Below are 21,166 nucleotides of genomic sequence, written 5' to 3' on the forward strand. Positions count from 1 at the left end.
GAACCTAAGGCTCAGTTAAGCATCCTCGGCGGGAACCGTGAACCGGAATACCGTCTCACCGGGAATACTTGTCACGTCGATGCGCCCGTCGGATGCCTTCGCGATCGCCGCGACGATCGCGAGCCCGAGCCCGGCCGATCCCGTCTTGCGCGACCGGATGGCCGCCGTCGTCTCGCCCTGACTGAAGCGGTCGAAGATCACCGGCAGCGTGGACGGCGGGATGCCGGGGCCGGTGTCGGCGACTTCGAGCACCGCGAACCCGCCGTCATCCCTCGCGGAGACGGTGACGGTCGTGCCCGCCGGAGTGTGCCCCGCGGCATTGGCGCAGAGGTTGACGAGGACCTGGCGGAGCGCGGCCTCGTCCGCGATCGCCAAGACCGGACGGTCAGGAAGGGCGATCCGCCACTCGTGCTCGGGGGCGGCCATGCGCGCATCGGCGACGGTCTCGAGCACCAGGAGCGAGAGGTCGACGGTGTCGCGGTGGAGGACCCGGCCGGCGTCGAGCTTGGCGAGTGTGAGGAGCTCGTCGGCGAGTGCCCCGAGTCGCGCCGATTCCGCCGCGACGCGCACGAAACCCGTTCGGGCATCGTCGGGGACTCCGTCGGACGCGGCGAAGTGCTCGGCGTATCCACGAATGGAGGCCAGCGGATTGCGCAGTTCGTGGCTGGCTTCGGCGACGAAGCGACGCATCGCTTCCTCGGCGCGGTGGCGGGCGTCGAGCGAGGTCTCCACGTTGTCCAGCAGGCGGTTGAGCGCGAGGCCGACGCGACCGGCCTCCGTCCCCTCGTCGAGGTCGACGCCGGGCACTCGCCGATCGAGCACGATCGCTCCCTCCGACAATGGCATCCCGGCCACCTGGTCGGAGACCTCCACGACCCGGTCCAGCGGGAGCATCGCGCGCCGGACGATGCGGTAGGCGAGCAGCGCCGCACCAATCGTGACGAGCAGCGCCGTTGCGATCGCCGACACGAGGAACACCGCGATCGTCGAGTCGATCGGGTTCTCCTGAATCCCCGTGACGAAGATGCCCCCGACGCCGTTGCCGTCGTCGTCGTAGGCGTAGTAGGCGGCCAGCGAACGGTAGCGGTCGGCGCCGAACTCGACCACGAAGTAGCCGGCGTCCGGTTGCAGCGAATCGAGCAGTCGCTGTTGCTCCGGGCCGCTCAGCGAACGGTAGTCGTAGTCCTGGTCGAGCAAGGCCGACGACGTCACCTCGTCTCCGACGACGATCGCCTGGAAGCTCCCCGCGGACGCGGGGTAGATGTTGTCGACGCTGAAGTCGGCGAATGCCGCGGCATCGTCCACGTCGGCTTCGATGGACGTGAAGCCGCTGTTCAGCGCGAGCGCGACGCTGTCGTCGAGCTGGCGGTTGAGGTTCGCCGAAAGGATGACCGTCGACACGGAGACCACGATCGTCGTGGCGATGAGGAGGAGCCCCGCGATCACGGCCACCAGGCGGACGCGAAGCGGGCGGCCAGGTCGGCGCGCAGTCATCGTGCTCAGCCGCTCGACTCGGGTGCGGGCGCGCGCAGCACATAGCCGACACGGCGGATGGTGTGGATCATCGGCGGTCGACCGGCGTCGATCTTCCGCCGGAGGTACGAGATGTAGAGCTCGACGAGGTTCGACTCCCGCCCGAAGTCGTACTCCCAGACGCGCTCCAGGATCTGCTCCTTCGACAGCACGCGATCGGCGTTGCGCATGAGATAGCGGAGCAGGTCGAACTCCCGGGCGGTGAGGTGGATCTCGTCGCCGTCGCGCCGGACCAGGTGGCGGTCGGGGATCAGTTCGAGGGCGCCGACCCGGAGCACTTCCTCCTCGGCGATCACCTCCCAGCCGACCCGTCGGAGCAGGCCGTGCAGGCGGGCGACGACCTCGTCCACACTGAACGGCTTCGTCACGTAGTCATCGCCGCCGGCCGTGATTCCCGCGATTCGGTCCTCGACGGCGTCATTGGCCGTCAGGAACAGCACCCGCACGGTCGGCACCGCAGCTCGGATGCGTTCGAGCACCCGCAGACCGTCGAAGTCCGGCAGCACGATGTCGAGCACCACGAGCTCCGGCCGGAACGCGAGCGCCTCGTCGACGGCGGCCCGTCCGGTGCCGGCGGTGCGGACCTCCCATCCCTGCCCGGCAAGCACGGTCGCGAGCAGGTCGCGGATGCCCGGCTCATCGTCGACGACGAGGACCCGTGCCTCTCCAACCGGCGCGGCCTCGCTCACGACGGGGTACCCACTGCTTCACATCGGCGGATCGGTCGTCGAGACCGTCGCCGGCCTCGCTCGTGGATGCCCTCGTTCGAGTCGGTCACGAACTCACTCTACGGCCGCGACGGCTTCTGGTTGACGTCCGCACAATGACCCATCGACAGCCTCACACCGATCCAGTCTCCCGTCTCCCGTCCCGGATTCACGTGCTTCGCGGGAAGCACGGGTGAGCTCACTCTCCATATTGAGAATGATTCCCACTCTCGCGTAGCATGATCGACGATGCCCTCCCCCGACGCACCGCACACGGGTCTCCACGTGCCACAGTCCGAGCCCGACCGTCGGCCGTCCTCGCCGCTCCTCGTCGTCGGTGCCGGAGGGCTTCTTGCTCTCGTCGCGCTGCGTACGCTCGCCCCTCCGGAGCTGGGCGGCTCGCTCTCCGACGGCGTGCAGGACTTCCTGACGCTCTCGATCAGCGTCGTGATCGAGAGCTTGCCGTTCGTGTTCCTCGGCATCTTGCTCTCGGTCGCCGTGCAGCTGTGGCTGCCGGCGGACTGCCTGATGCGCAGGCTGCCACGCAGCCCGTTCGCGCGCCGCGCCGCGATCTCGCTCCTCGGTGTGTTGCTGCCGGTGTGCGAATGCGGCAACGTGCCGCTCGCGCGCGGGCTCATCCAGCGGGGGCTGACCGCCAGCGAGTCGATGACCTTCCTGCTCGCCGCCCCGATCCTCAACCCGATCACGATCATCACGACATACCAGGCCTTCGGGTGGGACGACGGAATCCTCGTGTCGCGCATCTTGGGCGGCTTCGTCATCGCCAACCTCGTCGGGTGGGTGTTCAGTCGGCATCCGAACCCCATGTCATTGCTCTCCCCCGCATTCCGGGCGGCTTGCGAGCATGAGGGCGCCGGTCGGTCGACCCGACGGCGCCAAGCTGCACGGATGTTCGCCGACGAGACGTCGGCGATGCTGCCTGCACTGTTCATCGGCTCGGCCGTCGCCGGGCTGATCCAGGTGGCGTTGTCACGCGAGTTACTCATCACGCTGGGCCAGAACCCGGTGCTGAGCGTCTTCGCGCTCATGCTGCTCGCGTTTGTGATCGCGATCTGCTCGAACGTCGACGCGTTCTTCGTGCTCTCGTTCGGGTCCACGTTCATGCCGGGCGCGATCGCGGCGTTCCTCGTCTTCGGCCCGATGGTCGACATCAAGATGCTCGCGCTCATGCGGACGACCTTCACGTCGCGCACCCTCCTTCGGCTCACCGCGATCGCCGCCCTCGCGAGCGCCGCCCTCGGGCTGGCGGTGAACCTCGTTGCCTAGGCCCGTCGAACACTGGAGGGGCGTCGCACTCACGCTCGTCGGGGTCGTCGCCACAGTGGGGCTCGCGCTCAGCGGGCAACTCGGCCTCTACATCCACCCGCGGTACTTCGCCTTCACCATCGTCATGGCCGTCGTCGGCGGCCTGTTCGCCGTGGCGGCCCTCGCGCTCGCGCGGCCCGCAGCGCCGCGGGGTCGTGACGATGAAGGCGGCCACGATCACCCCGAGCATCGAGGGCCGGATGCCGCGGGCGGGACGCCGGTCGGCCGTCGCACCCTCGATGCGGTGATCTCCGTCGTGACGATCGTGGCCGCCGCCGTGGCCATGCTCGCCTTCCCGCCTGCGACGCTCACCGCGCAGACCGCCGTGCAACGCGACATCGACCGTACGGCCGCCGACCTCTCGGGCGACGCACCAAGCCTCACCGGAGCGGATCCCTCGACCTTCACCGTCAAGGACTGGGCGCTGCTGCTCGCGCAAAATGACGACCCTTCCGCGTTCGAAGGGCAGGTCGCGTCGCTGACTGGCTTCATCACGCCGGCGCCGGGGAATCCCGATGACCTGTTCTACGTCGCACGCTTCTCCATCACGTGCTGCGCCGTGGATGCACAGCCGGTCGGGGTTCCGGTGTACCTCGACGGATGGAAGGAGCAGTTCTCGGCCGACGACTGGGTCGATACGGCCGGTGGGTTCGCCGTGCATCCGGGCAGCGGCGAGGAACTCGTGCTCCTGCCAGACGAGATCGTGCCGACCGTGCAGCCGGAGCAGCCGTATGTCTTCTGACGGCTCGCGCCGTTTCCGCAAGAGGCTCGCGTCGACCGTCGGAGTGCTCGCGGCGGCGTCCATCGTTCTCGCAGTCGCGGGCATCTGGCAGGGCCCGAAGCTCGTCGAGGGCACCGTCGACGCCGAACGGGTGACTCGCCTCGCCGGCACGAGGCTCGTGCTGCAGCTCAACCAGCCCGTGAGCGAGGTCGGCGATCTGAGGATCACCCCATCCGAACCGGCCGACCTGACGGTCGACGGCGATCGCCTCGTGATCGTCTTCGAACGGCCGCTCCCCTACGACGAGGAGATCCTGGTCGAGGTGGCCGATGTGGTCGGCACCGCCCTGCCCGGCGCAGCCGATCTCGCCTATCGGTTCACGACCGCCGATGAAGCGGTCTATACGCTCGATCGACGCAGCGTCAACGGCCGCGCCGACGTGGTGCGCCGCACCACGGTCGCGGGTGACGCTCCCGTCGATGTCATCGAAGCGCCCCGACTCCAGGCCTTCGCGCACGCGGGCGAGGCCGTCGTCGCCGTCGCGATCGAGGAGGACGGCAGCAACACCCTTCGCGTCGCGGGCATCGGTGACGAGGTGCAGACGCTCGGCCTGGCAGAGCCGGGCGTCGTGCGGGACATCGGCGGGTCGACGACGCATCCGCTCATCGCATACCGACTCACCGGTCTCCCCCGCCCCGACGGAGGCGTTCCGGCCATCAGGAACGCGTTGTTCGTGCTCGATGTCTCGGGCCTCGCGGCGGCACCCCGGCCGGTGCTCGGTGCGAACGGCGATCCGCTCGAAGTGGCGGACTGGCGATTCGTGCCGGGAACCACCTCGCTCGTCGTCCGCACCGTCGACGATTCGCTCTTCGTCGTCGATGCCCTCGGATTGCAGCCGCCGGCGCCGCTCGGAGCGCACGAGGAGCTGCGTGGCATTCTGCCCGGGTCGACCGATCTCATCGTCGCCGACCCCGATCGAGGCACCCTGCTCGACCTGACGACCGGCAAGGCGCGGGCGAACGACCTGCCTCCAGCGGACCTGCCGCACGACGCCTACCCGGGACGAGTACTGCAACTCGACCGCGACGGCGCGTACCTCATGGAGGTGCTGCTCGTCTCGAACCGGGAGGGCGGCCACGAGGTCCACTCGACCATCGCCCGCGTCGCCGCTGGCAGGACCACCCTCCTGTACGCCACAGCCGACGGAAGCAAGCTGCTCGCCTCGTGTCTTTCACCGAACGGCCGGCTGCTCGCCGTCGAGACGGCGCAGCAGGGCGGGGAGTCCGACGGGTACCCGAACGCGCCCTCCATCGTCGACCGGTTCACGACGATCATCGACGCGGAGACCGGCGAGGTCGTCCGCACGCAGAACGGCGGCTCGACGGACTGGTGCGGCTGATCACTGCGGACACCAGTCCCGAACGGTGCCGGCCACGCGCGAAGAGCTCGTATTTGTCCGGCGTCGCAAGCCGCTGAGCTGATCGACGGATGACGAAGGGGCCGGGTCGCGACGACGGCCCGGCCCCTGCTCGCCATGTCGTCAGACAGCGCAATCCCGCAAGACGATCGCCGCCCGCGATGCTCGCCGGGCCGACGTGGTCCACGACATCCGTCGGCGAAGCCTCAGCGGACTGCTCAGTGGAGGGGGAGCTCGAAGTGGATCGTCTCGAAGCGGGGGTCGGCGCACTCCTGCCCTGTGCGTGCATCGAGGATCTCCCGGGCGGCAGTGGAGCGCCAGAACTGCTCTGCCCCTCGAACACGTGCGTTCGTATGCAGGCAGAGGTGTTCGATGCGGGCATCGGCGCGCACGAAATCCCAGGCGGCAGCCACCAGCCTCCCTGCCAGGCCCCTTCTTCGGTGGCCGGGCAGAACGGCGAGGCGAAGCAGCTGGGCGACCGTGTCGGAGTCCGCGTATCGTGCCGCGATCCAGGCAGGGTGCGGAGGCGATGACGGCCCCCCGAGCCTGATCGCACAGGTGCCGACGACGGAGTCCTCCAGCAGCGCGACGAACATGGCCTGTCGGGGATGTCGCACATAGATCTCCGCCATGTCGTCGAGATCCCAATGCCATTCCGGGACGTAGCCGTATCCCAAGTCGCGTCTGGCCACCTCAAGGACGACGTGGCGTGCTCCTCGGAGATGCCGGGCATGCTCGGCCGGAACGATTCGGTATGTCGTCACTGCGTCCCCTTTCGTTCGTCGTTCGGGAATCTGCGTGATGCCAGTGAGAAGTAGGCATCGATGATGCTTCGGGCTGGGTCGCTGACCGCCTGCTCCAGCCGGCCCGCGACGAGTTCCTCGACGATCGCACCATCGTGGAGCACCGCGATGCGCGGGCACAGTTCCTCGAGCGCCTCGATGTCGTGCGACACCACGAGCATGGCGGCGCCGGATGACCGGCACAGCGTGCGGAGAAGTCCCAGCATCACGGTCCGTGCGGCACCATCGAGGGCGGTCACGGGTTCGTCGGCCACCAGGACCGACGGGGCGACTGCCATGGCTCTGGCGATGCTCACCCGCTGGCACTGTCCGGTGCTCAGCTGGTCGGGACGGCGATCCCCCAGCCGGGTCAGGCCGACCAGGTCCAGGAGCTCGGTGGCGCGGTCGAGCCGTCCACGGCGCGTTCCGATGCGGTGGAAGTCCAGGGGATCCATGATCTGCTGCAATGCCGTCCGCCATGGGTTCAGCGCCGCCCGTGGATCCTGTGGGATGAGTTGGATCTCGCGTCGGAGTCGCTTCCACGGGTGGTTCCAGGCTGCGAGACCGGCAACCTCGATGGTGCCGGCGCGCGGTCGTTCGAGGCCGACGAGGCACTTGATCAGCGTGCTCTTGCCGGACCCGCTTCGGCCGAGCAGGCCGAGCGACTCGCCCTCACCCAGGTCGAGGTCGACGCCTCGCAGGACGTCACGGCCTGCGGCCGAATAGCCGTGGTGCAGGCCGCGTATGCGCACCGCTGACGACCTCGTGACGCCCCCGCTCGGAACGATGGCGCGGTTCGCAGAATCAGCCACGTGGACGCCCGCATCCGAGGTTCGGCCCCCGCCTCGCTGTGGCAGTGCGGCCAGTACCTCCTCGGCCGGCCCCGTCTGCTGACACCGTCCCGCGTGAAGAACGGTGACGTCGTCGGCCAATGCCGAAGCAAGGGCGCGATCGTGAGTGACGAGCAGCACTGACGCTCCCCCCTCGGCGCGTCGTCTCAGCGCATCCGCCAGGGCCCGTCGGGCGACCCCGTCCAGCGCCGTGCTGGGTTCGTCGGCAAGCAGCACGGCAGGCTCTCCAGCGACGGCCAGGGCGAACCCCACGCGCTGCGCCATTCCCCCGCTGAGCTCGAAGCAGTAGTTCCGCTCGACTCCGGCGTGTTCATCGATTCCGGCCTCGTGAAGGCGGTTCCCGGTCGCAGTCCGGCACGGCTGCGGGATACCGCGGGAGGCTTCTGCGAGCAGCGAGCCGACCCGCCGAAGCGGGGTCAACGTGTCGGCCGAGTCCTGGAAGACCATGCCGATCCGGCTTCCTCTGATGCCCGCCCAGACGCGTTCGTCGGCGTCGCCGAGGTCCCAGTCGCGAACGATCTCGAGTCCGTCGCGCACGCTGAGACGGAACGCGCTGCTCTGTACGATGACCCCGGGACGGTGCAGGCCCATGAGCGTTCGCAGCAGCGTCGACTTTCCTGAGCCGCTCGCCCCCAGCACGACATGTATCCGACCCGAATGCAGCGTGATTCCGACGTCTTCGAGGATCCGGGCACCGTCGATGGTGATGTTCAGTCCGGCGAGGACGAGAACCGGTCGCGAGCGGTTCATGTCGGTGCGTCCAAGTAGTCGCGCATCCCCTCACCCAGACACGTGAGTCCCAGTACGGTGGCGAGGACGGCGAGGCCGGGGCCCAGGAGCACGTGGGGTGCGGACCACAGCGTGGCACGGCCCTCCTGCAGCATCGCCCCCCACTCCGGACTGGGCGGCTGAGCCCCCAACCCGAGAAAGCTCAAACCGGCGACGATGGTGATGAGCTGACCTGCCTCCACCGCGGCCAGGACCACGACCGGCCCACGAAGGCGCGGCCAGATCTCCCGCACCAGCAGGATGCCTGGGCCGGACCCCAGCGCACGCGCCGTCTGGGCCGAGCGCGATGCCATCGCCTGGCGAACCAGGGCGCGCGACAGCCTCGCGAACGGAGCCCACATCACCAGCATCACACCACCCAGGACGATGACCATCGAGGGACCGAAGGTTCCCGCGAGGGCCAGTGCCACGATCACCGCGGGGAAGGAGACGAGCAGGTCGAAGACACTTGTGGCCGCCGTGTCGATCACCCGAGGTGCGCTGGCGGCGATCGCGCCGATGACGGTCCCCGCCGCAACGACACCGAGCAAGGCGATACCGGTGAACAGCAGCGTCAGCCGTCCCCCGTGAAGAACCCGCGAGAAGACATCCCGACCGTACTTGTCGGTCCCCAGCAAGTGCTCGCCCGACGGGGCCTCGAGCGCAGCTCCGGCCAGTTGAAGCGAGGGATCCTGCAACCCGAGCCAGGGCGAGAGCATCGCGAGGATCACCATGCCGCCGCAAAGCACCGCGCCGATGACGATCAGATGACGCCCACGGCTCCTACCCTCGTGCGTGCGGGATGCGGGATCGGACCCCGTCGCATCCGTCATGCCGCCGTCCGTCGCGTCCGGGGATCGAGGAGTCTCTGCGCGACATCCACGGAGCGGTTGGCGAGGATCGCCAGCAGGACCATGACGATGACGTAGGCCTGGACCACGGGATAGTCCTGGGCGGCGATGGCATCGATAGCGAGCGCGCCGACACCGGGCCAGGAGAACGCGACTTCCGTGATGACGGCGCCCCCCATCAGCGCTGCCGCACTGAGACCCGTCAAGGCGACGACCGGTGCGAGCGCAGGCCGGAGCGTATGGCGCATCAGCACAGTCCGCGCCCGGGCACCGCGTGCCCGGGCGGCGACGGCGAAGGGTCGACTGCTCTCCTCCAGCAGCGACGCACGCAGCACACGGGCCATCGTCGGCACTCCGGACAGTGCCATGACGAACGCAGGCAACCAGATCCGCGTCGGATCCGCTTCACCAGCAACTGGATAGCCGAGCGCCTCCGCCGCCCACCTCAAAGCCAACGTGGCGGTCAGGAAGGTGGGAACGGTCGCGGCCGCGATGCTCAGGACACGCAGTGCCTGGTCGATCCAGCCGTCCGCCCACCGCACCGCGAGCCACGCCGTCGCGACCGACATCAGCACCAGCAGCACCATGGCGCAGGCGCCCAGGCTCATGCTGGCCGGCAAGCGCGTGGCGATCGTCTCGAGCACCGGTTCGCCGGAACGAAAGGACACGCCGAAGTCGCCCGATGCGATCCGTCCCACCCACAGGACATACTGCTCGAGCACCGACTTGTCCAGGCCGAGCTCAGCCCGACGCGCCTGCCGCAGCTCGGCGTCCTCTTCCGGGTTCAAGTAGGCCGAGGCGCCTGAGGCGCTGAACTCGAGATCGACGGGGTCTCCAGGAGCCGAGCGAACCAAGCCGAACACCAGAATCGACGCCACCGCGGCGATCGCGAGAGCCGAGAGGGTGCCTACACCCACAACGCGCGCCACAGGGAGTGCGACGACGAGCCGCCTAGTCACTGATTCCGACCGCGCCGGTGATCAACTGTTCGTACTGCAGGGGATGAGCGGTGAAGCCGGTCACGTTGTCGCCGACGGCGGTCGCGACCACCCGAGTGTGGAGCGGAATCGCGGGCACCTCGTTCACCATCAGCTCGTTCACCTCGAGCAGCGCCGTCTGCCGGAGCGTCGCGTCCTGCGCGGTGGCGGCGGTCGTGAGCAGGTCGGCGATGCCGGGGATGACGAGCTTCGCATGGTTTCCGGCGCCGTCGGGCGCGATCTGGCCGGCGATCAGCGTGGAGGTCGATCCCACCGTGGTCCAGGCCTGCGTGGCGGCATCCCAGTCCCCGTTCGCGATCGCCTGCGTGATCAGCGTGCTCTCCACGTTGTTGACCTGAACGTCGATGCCCAGCCGTCCCCACTGCGACTGCAGCACTTCACCCGTGGCGGCCTCCGCCCCGAAGGTGAGCAGCCGCAGGGTGAGCGGTGCGCCGTCCTTCATCCGCTTTCCGTCGACCAGCACCCAGCCTGCGTCATCCAGCAGCTGCGCGGCCTTGTCGCTGTCGAGGGCCGTGAAACCCGTGGTGTCCGCGTCGGGGTAGGCGGGGTTCGACGCCAGCCAGCTGGAGGTCGGCGTCGCCAGGCCGTTGGTGGCCAGGTCGACGAGTTCCTCGCGGTCTGCGCCCCATCCGAGCGCCTGCCGCACGCGCACGTCGGCCAGGGCGGGGGCCGCCGTCGACGCCGGGTTCAGGTAGACGGCGACGGTGTTGGCGGCCGAAGTGCTGACAAGGCGCGCCGTTTCTGACTGCTGCAGCTCTCGCGCTCGTTCACTCGGCACGTCCTGGACGATGTCCGCCTGCCCGGAGAGTGCGAGCTGTGCGCGTGCCTGATTGTCGGTCACCTGCTGGACTTCGATCCTCTCGAGCTTCGGCACACCGCCCCACCAGGATTCGCTGGCCTCGAGCGTCATGCTGCGCTCGGTGCTGAACTCGCTCACGCGGTACGGTCCGGTCAGGTCGCAGAGTGCCGGATCCGTGCCGCCCGCGGTGTCGGGCGCGAGCCGCGAGGCGTTGTAGATCACGGTCTGGTAGTGCGCGAGGGCGAGCGGGAGCTCCGGTTGCGGCGAGGTGGTGGTCAGCCGCACCTCGTACGTCCCGGCGACCTCCGCGGTGACGTCCTTCAACTGGCCCAAGGCGAGGGCGTTCAGTCGCTTCGATCGTTCCAGGGATGCGACGACGGCGGCCGAATCGACCGTCTCACCGCTCCAGAACTTCGCGCCTTCTCGGAGTTTCACCGTCCACTCGGTCGGGCTGATCGGCTGCATCGACTCGGCCAGCTCAGGAACGACCCGACCCTCGGGCGTGATGCGCATCAGCGCTTCCGCCGCACCGTGGGCTCGAAGATACGAAGCCGTGAGCTCTGCGGCCGGGTCGATGCTCTTGGCGATGGCCGGGGCTGCGACATGCAGCACGTCCGAAGACGGCTGCGAGGGCCCTGCGGCAGGGGCGCAGGAGCTGAGCGTCAGGGCGAGTAGCACGGCGGCTGAAAGGGCGGAGAGGCGATGAGTTCCACGCACGGCGGGTCCTTTTGATGAGGAGTGGTCGGATGTCTGTGTCACTTTATAGAGAATGATTATCATTTGCAACACTGGCGCGGAACGGCTCGCAAGCCGCACTTCGACCTGCGGTCGGGTGGACCGGCCAGAGCTTCATCAGCTGACGTCGAGCCCCGGACAGTGGCGAGAGGTGAGAACCGCGGCGGCCGCGCGAAGCCTGAGCCGGGGTCCGCGAGGGCCGGTCTCAGCCGTTTCTCGCCTTGCCGGGAGCGGGGGCGCCGGTGCCGATCCCGTCGCCGTCGGACGCCTCGACATAGCCGTCGAGCGAGGTGAGCATGCCGTAGATGGGCTGGGCCATGTCGGCCTCCGTTCGCAGGCGCGGGGCGATCGACCCAATGCAGCCGAGGCGAGCAAAGCGAGTGCTCGGCGTCAGCAGGGGTGGACGAGCCGAACAACGGCAGCGTCCGCGGAAACGGAGCGCGAGTGCGAGCGCGATCAGTCGCGCCGGGCGCGGCCGAATCGACCGACGACCGCCTGGGCCCGCACGGCGGCGCGCCGGGCCCCCGCCCCGAACGGCACGCGGTGCAGCGCAGCCCGGAGTCGCGGCACGCGGTGCGAGCGACGCAGTTCGCGGCGGGCCTGCGCCCACGACAGCTCGCGCGCCCAGGTCGCGACGACGCGCCGCTCGTCGAAGGCGCGGGCGCTCCGCACTGCGGCGCGTCGCATCGCGGCGACGCGGCGCGGCGGCATGCGCTGCAGCGACGCGATCGCGGCGGCGAGGGCGTCGACGTCGCCCGGCTTCACGAGGAAGCCGTTGCGTCCGTCGCGGATGAGGTCGGCGGGGCCGTAGCGGAGGTCGTACGCGATCGGGATGCATCCCGCCGCCATCGCCTCGACGAGCACGAGCGGAAAGCCCTCGGAGCGCGAGGTGAGCAGCAGGAACGACGCCTGTGCGAGGTGCTGCCGGGCATCGGGCACGAATCCGTGCAGTCGCAAGCCAGGCACGTCTGCGGCGAGCTGCTCGAGCTGCGCGCGCTCCTCGCCGTCGCCGTAGACATCGAGGGAGAGCCCGTCGGGCGCAGCAGGTGAAGCGCTCGCGACCGCCCGGATCGCGTGCGACACCCGTTTGCGGGCCGTGAGCGACGCGAGCATGATCCCGGCGCCGAGCGGGCGGGCAGGCGTCGACGCGCCCGCAGGCGAAGACCCCCACGCGGTCGAAGACCCCGTCCCGGTCGACGACTCGGGCGGCTTCGCGTTCGAGATGACGGCGACGTGCTCATGCGGCCCGACGATCGCGGCCACCTCGTCGGCCTGCCGCCGCGAGAGCAGGGCGACGAGGTCGAAGTCGTCGAGGCGCTCGAAGACCTCGCGACGCGAGGCGCGGATCGGATGCTCCGCACCCGGTGCGGCACGATGCGAGGCGTGCACGACGTGCGCGGTCACGACGTTCGCGCGCCGGTAGTCGAGCATGAACGGCGCGATGGTCTTGCTGTCGACGATCATGAACGCCGGATGCCCCATGGTGAGCGCGTCGAGCCAGGCCGTGTAGAGCGGCCAGGCGCGGCGCCACGACCGCACGGGTGCGCCGGTCTCGTCGCACAGCACGAGCGAGCGCCCGCCCAGCACCCCGCGCTCGCGCCGGTCGCGCCGGTCGCTCAGCACGAGGCTGCCGTCGTCGCGCAGGTGGTCGATCTGCAGCACACGGCCCTCGTCGCCGTGACGCACCCTCGCAATGACCCGGCCGTCCTCGCGACGGAGCACCTCGTCGGCCTCCGCCTCGGCGAGCGGCGTGAACTCCCCCTCGTCGAGCCGCAGCCGCCCGCCCGGCAACGGATTCGCGCGCAACCACTCGACGAGGTTCACGATGCGCACCCCGTCGGCGATCGCACCGCGTTCGCGCAGCCGGTCCTCGAGCGCCGGCGTGTCGGGGCACGCGTCGAAGGTCAGCACCTGCACCGGGACGCCGCCGAGCCGCGCGAACGACGATGAACGCGCGAGCATCGCCGCCGTCATCCCGCCGTAGCCGCCGGGGATCGACCAGGTCACCGCGAAGTGGCGGCCCCGGGGCATCCTGACTCGTACGGTCGCTCCCCCATCACGATCGAACATGCTTCGACGCTATTGCGACAGCCTTTGCAGAGTCTGTGTGCAGACGGCAGCGGCGGCCGACCCGGAGGTCGACCGCCGCTCGAGCACGCGAGCTCGGAGGTGTCAGCCGCGCGTCGCGATGTTCACGAGGCGCGGGGCGCGCACGATGACGTTCACGATCTCGCGGTCGCCGACCGAGCGGATCACCGCTTCGGAGGCGCGGGCGAGCTGCTCGAGCTCGTCGCCCGAGATCTTCGGCGAGACCTCGAGGCGGTCGCGCACCTTGCCGTCGACCTGCACGACGGCGGTGACCTGCTCGTCGATGAGGAGCGCCGGGTCGGCCTTGCGCCACGGCACGAGCGCGACCGTCGGCTCGTAGCCGAGTCGCTGCCACATGTCTTCGGCGGTGAACGGCGCGAACAGGTCGAGGATCATCGCGGTCACTTCGGCCGCCTCGCGCACCGCGGCATCGGATGCCCCGGCTCCCGAGTCGATCGCCTTGCGGGTCGCGTTGACGAGCTCCATGAGGCGCGCCACGATCACGTTGAACTTGTACGCCTCGGCGAGCCCCGGGGCATCCGCGAGCAGTCGGTGGGTGACCCTGCGCAGCGCGCGATCGCCCGTCGACCAGTCGACCTCGGGCGAGGAGGCGACCTCGCCGGCGATGCGCCAGGCGCGCGCGAGGAACTTCGCCGAGCCCACGGGCGAGACGTCCGCCCAGTCGATGTCGTCTTCAGGCGGGCCGGCGAACGCGAGCGTCACGCGCAGCGCGTCGGTGCCGTGCGCGGCGAGCTCGGACGCGAACTCGACGAGGTTGCCCTTCGACTTCGACATCTTCGAGCCGTCCATGAGCACCATGCCCTGGTTCAGCAGCGAGGTGAACGGCTCGGTGAAGCCGAGGTAGCCGAGGTCGAACAGCACCTTCGTGATGAAGCGCGAGTACAGCAGGTGCAGGATCGCGTGCTCGACGCCGCCGACGTACTGGTCGACGGGCGCCCACTTCTCGGCCTCGGCCGGGTCGAACGCCTTCGTGTCGTCGTTCGCATTGAGGTACCGCAGGTAGTACCAGGAGCTGTCGACGAAGGTGTCCATCGTGTCGGAGTCCCGCTTCGCCGCACCGCCGCAGTTCGGGCAGGCCACGTTCACCCAGTCCTCGGCGCCGCCGAGCGGGCTCGTGCCCTTCGGGGTGAGGTCGAGGCCGGCGACGTCGGGCAGCCGCACGGGCAGCTCGCTCTCGGGCACGGGCACCTCGCCGCAGTCGGCGCAGTGGATGATCGGGATGGGCGTGCCCCAGTAGCGCTGGCGCGAGATCAGCCAGTCGCGCAGGCGGTAGTTCTTCGCCGCGTGCCCGGTGCCGCGCTCATCGAGGATCTCGATCGCGCGACGGATCGCGTTCGACTTCGAGAGGCCGTCGAGGGGGCCCGAGTTGATGAGACGGCCCTCGCCGGTCAGCGCGATGCCGGTGCCGGCGGGGTCGAGCGGCTCGAGGTCCTCGGGGAGGTACGGCACGCCGTTCTCGTCGAGCGGGATGACGGGGATCACCCCGGTGACGGGCGCGTTCGTGTCGACCACGACCCGCACCGGCAGGTTGAAGGCGCGCGCGAAGTCGAGGTCGCGCTGGTCGTGCGCGGGCACGGCCATGATCGCGCCATGGCCGTAGTCGGCCAGCACGTAGTCGCTCGCCCAGACCGGGAGGCGCTCGCCGTTCAGCGGGTTGATCGCGTACCGCTCGAGGAAGACGCCCGTCTTGGGGCGGTCGGTCGCGAGACGCTCGATGTCGCTCTCGGCGCGCACCGAGTCGAGGTAGTCGCCGAAGCGCTGCTGCACCTCGGCGGAGGCGCCGTCCGCGAGCTCGGCGGCGAGCTCGGAGTCGACGGCGACGACCATGAACGTCGCGCCGTACAGCGTGTCGGGGCGCGTCGTGAACACGGGCACGCGGCCCTCGCGGCCCTCGATCTCGAACTCGACGTCGGCGCCGGCCGAACGGCCGATCCAGTTGCGCTGCATCGAGACGACCTTCGACGGCCAGGTGCCCTCGAGCTGGTTGAGGTCGTCGAGCAGGCGGTCGGCGTAGTCGGTGACGCGGAAGTACCACTGCGTCAGCGCCTTCTTCGTGACGACGGCGCCGCAGCGCTCGCAGTGGCCGTCGACGACCTGCTCGTTCGCGAGCACGGTCTGGTCGTTGGGGCACCAGTTGACCTGGCCCGCCTTGCGGTAGGCGATGCCCTTCTCGTAGAGCTTCAGGAACAGCCACTGGTTCCACTTGTAGTACTCGGGGTCGCTCGTGTGGAGCTCGCGCGACCAGTCGAAGCTCGGCGCGTACTGGCGGAACGAGGTCTTCTGCTGCGCGATGTTCGCGTAGGTCCACTCGCGGGGGTCGGCGCCGCGCTTGATGGCGGCGTTCTCGGCGGGCAGCCCGAAGGAGTCCCAGCCGATGGGGTGCAGCACGTCGAAGCCCTGGTGACGCCAGTAGCGCGCGGCGATGTCGCCGAAGCCGAACGCCTCGGCGTGGCCCATGTGCAGGTCGCCCGAAGGGTACGGGAACATGTCAAGCACGTACTTGCGGGGGCGCGTGTCGCCAGGCTGCCCGGCGCGGAACGGCTGCAGTTCGTCCCACACGGGAAGCCACTTCGACTGGATCTCGGCGAAGTCGTACGCGCCGGCCTCGGCGTGTGCAGGGTCGTGATCGTGTGCCACGTGACTCTCAATCGTGTGTGTCGCTCGGCGGGCGAGGCCCGCGGGTCCTCGGGGCGCGCCGCATCGCAGCGCGCACTCGGGTATCCAGCCTAGTCACTCCGGCCGGGTGGATGCCGCGCCGAGCACCGCGAGGAGGGCGCGGGCCTTCACCCGCGTCTCCTCGATCTCCTCCGCGGCGATCGAGAGCGCCGTGATGCCGCCACCCGTGCCGATGCTCGCGCCCGAGGGGGCGAGCACGATCGAGCGGATCACCATCGCGAGATCGGCGCCGCCGTCGACGCCGAGGTACCCGAATGCGCCCGAGTACACGCCGCGCGGGCCCTCCTCGAGGCCGTGCAGGATCGACATCGCGCTGTGCTTCGGCGCCCCCGTCATCGACCCGGCCGGGAACGCGGCCCGCACCACGTCGACCGCGGTCAGCTGCGGCGCGATGCGCGCCCGCACGGTCGAGACGAGCTGGTGCACGTGCGGGTACTCCTCGACCTCGAGGAGGCCGTCGACCCCGACGCTGCCGAGTTCGGCGATGCGCCCGAGGTCGTTGCGCATGAGGTCGACGATCATGAGGTTCTCGGCGCGCTCCTTGTCGCTCGCGAGGAGCTCGGCCCTGAGGGCCGCGTCGCGGGCGGGGTCGGCGTCGCGCGGGCGGGTGCCCTTCATCGGCTTCGTGGAGACGAGGCCCGTCGGCTCGATGTGCAGGAACAGCTCGGGTGAGGCGCTGAGCAGGGAGAACTCGCCGAAGCGCACGTAGCCGCCGTGATGGCTCGGGCTCGATGCGCGGAGCGCGAGGTACGTGCCCGCCGGGTCGGGGTGCACGTCGAGGTCGACCCGGTTGGTGAGGCAGAGCTGGTAGGCGTCGCCGCGCACGATCGCCGCCTGGCAGGCGTCGATGAGCTCGGCGTAGCGCGCGGCGTCGTGCCGCCATCGGGCGACGGGCGGATGCTCCGTGGCGGGCGTCCCGTCGGCGGCCGGCGCGTCGCGCGTCGCCGCCTCGCCGGAGAAGCCGTCGCCGAGCGCTGCCTGCTGTTCGTCGGCCCAGGCGTCGGCGCCCCCGGAGTCGTCATTGGAGTCGTCGTCGTCGGAGTCGAGCCAGACGAGCCGCACCACCCGCGCCGCGTGATCGAACACGATGACCCGGTCGAGGAACAGGAACGCGGCATCGGGCGTCTCGGCGTGCGCGACCGCGACCCCGTCGGCGGCCGCCCCGAGCTCGTAGCCGAACCAGCCGAACCAGCCGAGCGGCCCCGGCGACGGCGCACCGGGCTCGAGCTCGACCACGGGCATCGCGAGCGCCTCGGCGAGCAGCGGGAACACCTCGCCCTCGCGCACGGTCGTGGGCGCGGCATCCGCACCGGGGCGCGAGACCTCGACACGGCCCGCAGTGCCCGCATCGCCCGCGAGCCGGGCGACGACGAACTCGCTCCCGGGGTGCGCCCGGCCGAGCACGCTGACACCGCTCGCGTCGTCGCCGCCGTCGAGCCAGACGACGTGCTCGGCGCCGGCGAACCACCGCTCGAACACCGCGGCGGGGTCGCGCCAGCAGGGCAGCACGCGAGACCGGATTCTGCGGGGCATCCCCCAAGCCTAGGGCGCCGCGCGCACCGCCTGCTCGACCGCGCGGCCGCCCTCGATCGCGACGACCCGGTCGACGAGTCCGGGGTCGACGGGCACGTGCGAGATCACCACGACCGTGCGGCCGTCGCTCTCCGCGGCGCCGAGGAGGTCGCGCAGCAGCGCGTCGGCACGGTCGCGGTCGACGTTCGCCGTCGGTTCGTCGAGCACCAGCACCGGGAATCCGGCGAGCATCGCCCGCGCGAGCGCCAGGCGCTGCGCCTGCCCGCCGGAGACGAGCGAGCCGCGCTCGCCGACCCGTGCGCCGAGGCCGCCGCGCTCCTGCACCCAGTCGCGCAGCCCGACGCGGTCGAGCACCTCGAGCAGTTCGTCGTCGCTCGCGGTGTCGCGCGCGAAGACCAGGTTCTGCCGCACGTCCTCGTCGAAGAGCCACGGTCGCTGCTCGACGAACCCGACGAGGCGGCGCACGTCGCCGGGTTCGAGCTCGGATGCCTCGACTCCCCCGATGCGGTACGAGCCGCCCACCTCGAGGAACCGGACGAGCACGTGCGCGAGCGTCGACTTGCCCGACCCCGATTCACCGCGGACGAGCACCCGCTCGCCCGGGGCGAGGTCGAGATCGAGCCCGTCGAGCACCGGGGCCGCGGCCCCTGGCCAGCTCGCGGTGACGTCGCGCAGCGAGATCGCGGGAGCGGGGTGCGCCGCAGGCGGAGTGGCCGGGCTCGTCGGCGCGACCGGGATCTCGGCGGGCGCCCGCTCGGGCACCGCACTCGCAACGCGGGCGGCGCTCACACGGCCCGTACGCCACGCGCTCGCCGCGGGCGGGATCGCCGCAGCGACCTCGGCGATCGCGAGCGGCACGAGGCAGAGCACCGCGAACGTCGGGCCGTCGATGCCCCCCGACGCGAGCAGCGGCTCGGCGGTGACGACCGCGAGGGCGACGGCGATGCCGCCGATGGCCGACATGATCGCCGCCGCGGCTCCCGCGGCCGACGCGCTCGCCCGCGTCGACCGGGCGAGCCGGTCGCCGAGCGCCGCGATGCGCGCACGCCCCGCCTCGGCCGCGCCGAAGGCGACGAGCATCTCGAGCGACTGCACCTGCTCGACGACCGCGGCCTGCAGTTCGCCGCGCAACGGGGCGAGCCGCGCCTCGGCGCGGGCGGCGACCGCGCGCTGCACGAGCAGCGTCGCGCCGACGCCGAGCACGAGGCATCCGAGCAGGGCGAACGCCGAGCCCGGCGCGAGGAGCGCGACGCCGACGACCGCGCCCGCGAGCACGACGAGCGCGCTCACGACCGGCTGCACCGCCCGCAGCGGCACGTTCTGCAGCTCGTCGACATCGCCGACGAAGCGGGCGAGCAGTTCGCCACGGCGGAGCGAGGCGATGCCGTCGGGCGCGACGGGCAGCATCCGCTCGAAGATGCCGGTGCGGATCGCCGCCAACTGCCGGAACGCGGCATCATGGCCGCTCAACCGCTCGAGGTAGCGGAACACCGCACGCCCGAGCGCGAACGCGCGCACCCCCACGATCGCGAGCGACAGGTAGAGCACCGGCGGCTGCTCGGCCGCCCGCGCGATGAGCCACGCCGAGCAGGCGAGGAGCACGACGGCCGAACCGCCCGACAGGATGCCGAACAGCACCGAGGGCAGGAGTCGCGAGAACGACGGGATGCTCGAGCGGAGCACCGCGCGGGTGCCCGCCGCGGTGCGCGGGTCGCGACGCTCAGACATGGGCCACCGCCGGTTCGACGATGCCGTCGGCCGCCTCGAGGAGCGCCGGGCGGTGCGTCGCGACGAGCACCGCGACGCCCTCCTCGCACAGCTCGCGGAGGCGCTCCACGAGGGCCGCCTCGCGCGCGGCGTCCTGCGCGGAGGTCGGCTCGTCGAGGAGGAGCAGCGGCAGGCGCCGGGCGAGCAACCGGTGCACGGCCCTGGCGATCGCGATGCGTTGCGCCTGACCGCCCGACACGCCCCGCCCGCCCGGGCCGAGCGCGAGTTCGACGGGAACGTCGACGCCCGCGATCGCGACGGCCCGGTCGAGGATCGCCGGATCGGCGCCCTCGTCGCCGAGGCGCACGTTGTCGGCGACGCTGCCCGCGAGGAGCGTCGGCGACTGCCCCGCCCACGCGACCAGTTCGCGTCCACGGTCGCCGAGCGGGCGGCCGTCCCATGCGACCGTGCCGGCCGACACCGGCGCGAAACCGAGCAGCGCAGCGAAGAACGTCGACTTGCCGCTGCCGCTCGGGCCGGCGACGGCGACGAGCGAACCCGGCGCGACGTGCGCGTCGAGGCCGTCGATCACGGCGCGGTCGCCGCGGTGCACCCCGAGACCGCGGACGACGAGGCCGGTGCCCGGCGCGGGCGCCGTGGCATCCGCGGGGCGGACGCCCGCCTCGGAGGGCTCTGGCACCCCTGCCGCATCGAGCAGCTCGAACGCGTCATCGGCGGCGGTCACGCCGGCCGCCGAGGCGTGGAACGCCGCGCCCACGTTCCGCAGCGGCAGGAACACCTCGGGTGCGAGCACCAGCACGAACAGGCCCGGCGCGAGCGACATGTCGCCCGAGACGAGCCGCAGACCGATCGACACCGCCACGAGCGCGACCGACAGGCTCGCGCCGAACTCGAGCGTGAAGCCCGACAGGAAGGTGATGCGCAGCACCTTCATCGTGCGCTTGCGATACCCGTCGGTGACCTCGCGGATGCGCTTCGCCTGCCGCTCGGCGCGCCCGTACAGGATGAGCGTCGACAGCCCGCCGACGACCTCGAGGAACCCGCGCGAGAGCTGTGACAGGCTCTCCCACTGGCGGCGCTGCACGGCCTCGGTCGCCATGCCGATGAGCGCCATGAACACCGGGATGAGCGGCAGCACGATCACGAGCACGAGCCCCGAGAGCGGGTCGGCGATCCACGCGGCCGCGACGCACGCGGGGGTCGCGACGACGGTGAGCACGAGCTGCGGCAGGTACTTGCCGAAGTACTCGTCGAGCGCGTCGAGACCGGGGCCCAGGAGGGTCGCGATCCGCGCCGCCCCGAACCCGGGGATGCCACCGGGCCGACGCTCGATCGCTGCGAGGAGCTCGGCCCGCAGCTCGCCCTTGACGCGCTGCGCGCCCGTCGAGCCGACGAGCTCCCACCCCCAGCTCGAGAGGGCGCGAACGCACGCCGCGGCCACGAGCACCACGAGCGCGGGCGCGACCTCGGCCATCGCCGCGCCCTCGATGAGGACGACGACGAGGGTCGAGATCGACCACGCCACCGCGATGATCGCGGCCGCCTGCACGACGGCCAGCGCACCGCCCGCGACGAGGAAGCCGCGGGCGGCGCGCGACCGGCGAACGAGCCGGGGGTCGAGAGGTTTCACGC

General features: G+C 70.8%; 15 protein-coding genes. 3 read left to right on the top strand and 12 right to left on the bottom strand.

All coding sequences use genetic code 11. The features are described 5' to 3' along the window. Positions 1-15: 15 nt before the first annotated feature. Both ACFVTX_RS16290 and ACFVTX_RS16295 read right to left on the bottom strand, forming a co-directional pair. Positions 16-1,452, bottom strand: a complete 1,437-nt coding sequence (locus ACFVTX_RS16290; RefSeq protein ID WP_386901937.1) for a sensor histidine kinase — start codon at positions 1,450-1,452, stop codon at positions 16-18. Between the two features lie 47 nt (positions 1,453-1,499). Beyond that, on the bottom strand, positions 1,500-2,222 hold the full coding sequence (locus ACFVTX_RS16295) for a response regulator transcription factor (RefSeq protein ID WP_386901939.1): 723 nt from the start codon (positions 2,220-2,222) through the stop codon (positions 1,500-1,502). Between the two features lie 267 nt (positions 2,223-2,489). Here ACFVTX_RS16295 and ACFVTX_RS16300 point away from each other — a divergent pair, with 267 nt between their 5' ends. Genes ACFVTX_RS16300 through ACFVTX_RS16310 form a run of 3 tightly spaced genes read left to right on the top strand, consistent with a single transcriptional unit; the run spans position 2,490 to position 5,686 of the window. Next, positions 2,490-3,527 carry a permease gene (locus tag ACFVTX_RS16300; protein ID WP_386901941.1) on the top strand — a complete coding sequence of 346 codons (1,038 nt, stop codon included), beginning with the start codon at positions 2,490-2,492 and terminating at the stop codon, positions 3,525-3,527. Positions 3,528-3,582: 55 nt separating this feature from the next. After that, positions 3,583-4,308 (top strand): TIGR03943 family putative permease subunit, encoded by a 726-nt coding sequence (locus ACFVTX_RS16305; RefSeq protein WP_386902159.1) that lies wholly within the window; start codon positions 3,583-3,585, stop codon positions 4,306-4,308. Next, complete coding sequence (locus tag ACFVTX_RS16310) at positions 4,298-5,686, top strand: hypothetical protein (RefSeq protein WP_386901943.1); 1,389 nt, start codon at positions 4,298-4,300, stop codon at positions 5,684-5,686. The genes ACFVTX_RS16305 and ACFVTX_RS16310 overlap by 11 nt, the downstream gene beginning before the upstream one ends. A 236-nt stretch (positions 5,687-5,922) precedes the next feature. Here the strand turns inward: ACFVTX_RS16310 and ACFVTX_RS16315 are convergent, their stop codons facing one another. The 10 genes from ACFVTX_RS16315 to cydD form a co-directional block, all read right to left on the bottom strand. Further along, positions 5,923-6,468 (bottom strand): GNAT family N-acetyltransferase, encoded by a 546-nt coding sequence (locus ACFVTX_RS16315; protein ID WP_386901945.1) that lies wholly within the window; start codon positions 6,466-6,468, stop codon positions 5,923-5,925. Further along, complete coding sequence (locus tag ACFVTX_RS16320; protein ID WP_386901947.1) at positions 6,465-8,087, bottom strand: ABC transporter ATP-binding protein; 1,623 nt, start codon at positions 8,085-8,087, stop codon at positions 6,465-6,467. The genes ACFVTX_RS16315 and ACFVTX_RS16320 overlap by 4 nt, the downstream gene beginning before the upstream one ends. Continuing rightward, positions 8,084-8,938, bottom strand: a complete 855-nt coding sequence (locus ACFVTX_RS16325) for an ABC transporter permease (protein ID WP_386901948.1) — start codon at positions 8,936-8,938, stop codon at positions 8,084-8,086. Before ACFVTX_RS16325 ends, ACFVTX_RS16320 begins: the two co-directional genes overlap by 4 nt. Continuing rightward, on the bottom strand, positions 8,935-9,873 hold the full coding sequence (locus ACFVTX_RS16330) for an ABC transporter permease (RefSeq protein WP_386901950.1): 939 nt from the start codon (positions 9,871-9,873) through the stop codon (positions 8,935-8,937). The genes ACFVTX_RS16325 and ACFVTX_RS16330 overlap by 4 nt, the downstream gene beginning before the upstream one ends. 34 nt (positions 9,874-9,907) lie before the next feature. Further along, positions 9,908-11,365: an ABC transporter substrate-binding protein gene (locus ACFVTX_RS16335; protein ID WP_386901952.1), complete on the bottom strand. Its 1,458-nt coding sequence runs from the start codon at positions 11,363-11,365 to the stop codon at positions 9,908-9,910. A 579-nt stretch (positions 11,366-11,944) separates the two neighbouring features. Next, positions 11,945-13,519 (bottom strand): glycosyltransferase, encoded by a 1,575-nt coding sequence (locus ACFVTX_RS16340; protein ID WP_386901954.1) that lies wholly within the window; start codon positions 13,517-13,519, stop codon positions 11,945-11,947. 141 nt (positions 13,520-13,660) lie between these two features. Then, the gene (leuS, locus tag ACFVTX_RS16345; protein WP_386901955.1) at positions 13,661-16,234 is read right to left on the bottom strand and encodes a leucine--tRNA ligase; all 2,574 of its coding nucleotides are present in this window, start codon (positions 16,232-16,234) and stop codon (positions 13,661-13,663) included. A gap of 93 nt (positions 16,235-16,327) precedes the next feature. Further along, positions 16,328-17,806, bottom strand: a complete 1,479-nt coding sequence (gene pabB, locus ACFVTX_RS16350; RefSeq protein WP_386901957.1) for an aminodeoxychorismate synthase component I — start codon at positions 17,804-17,806, stop codon at positions 16,328-16,330. A 9-nt stretch (positions 17,807-17,815) separates the two neighbouring features. Next, a complete protein-coding gene (gene cydC / locus ACFVTX_RS16355) occupies positions 17,816-19,534 on the bottom strand; it encodes a thiol reductant ABC exporter subunit CydC (protein WP_386901959.1) in 1,719 nt (572 codons plus the stop codon). Next, the gene (gene cydD, locus ACFVTX_RS16360; RefSeq protein WP_386901961.1) at positions 19,527-21,164 is read right to left on the bottom strand and encodes a thiol reductant ABC exporter subunit CydD; all 1,638 of its coding nucleotides are present in this window, start codon (positions 21,162-21,164) and stop codon (positions 19,527-19,529) included. Before cydD ends, cydC begins: the two co-directional genes overlap by 8 nt. Positions 21,165-21,166: the final 2 nt, after the last annotated feature.

The sequence above is a fragment of the Agromyces sp. NPDC058136 genome (genome assembly GCF_042884375.1).
Taxonomy (GTDB): domain Bacteria; phylum Actinomycetota; class Actinomycetes; order Actinomycetales; family Microbacteriaceae; genus Agromyces.

Bases quoted from the DNA above. Each gene is read 5' to 3' on its own strand.
- ACFVTX_RS16300 (WP_386901941.1), top strand. From the start codon at position 2,490: ATGCCCTCCCCCGACGCACCGCACACGGGTCTCCACGTGCCACAGTCC.
- ACFVTX_RS16310 (WP_386901943.1), top strand. From the start codon at position 4,298: ATGTCTTCTGACGGCTCGCGCCGTTTCCGCAAGAGGCTCGCGTCGACC.
- ACFVTX_RS16320 (WP_386901947.1), bottom strand. From the start codon at position 8,087: ATGAACCGCTCGCGACCGGTTCTCGTCCTCGCCGGACTGAACATCACC.
- ACFVTX_RS16325 (WP_386901948.1), bottom strand. From the start codon at position 8,938: ATGACGGATGCGACGGGGTCCGATCCCGCATCCCGCACGCACGAGGGT.
- ACFVTX_RS16340 (WP_386901954.1), bottom strand. From the start codon at position 13,519: ATGCCCCGGGGCCGCCACTTCGCGGTGACCTGGTCGATCCCCGGCGGC.
- pabB (WP_386901957.1), bottom strand. From the start codon at position 17,806: ATGCCCCGCAGAATCCGGTCTCGCGTGCTGCCCTGCTGGCGCGACCCC.
- cydC (WP_386901959.1), bottom strand. From the start codon at position 19,534: ATGTCTGAGCGTCGCGACCCGCGCACCGCGGCGGGCACCCGCGCGGTG.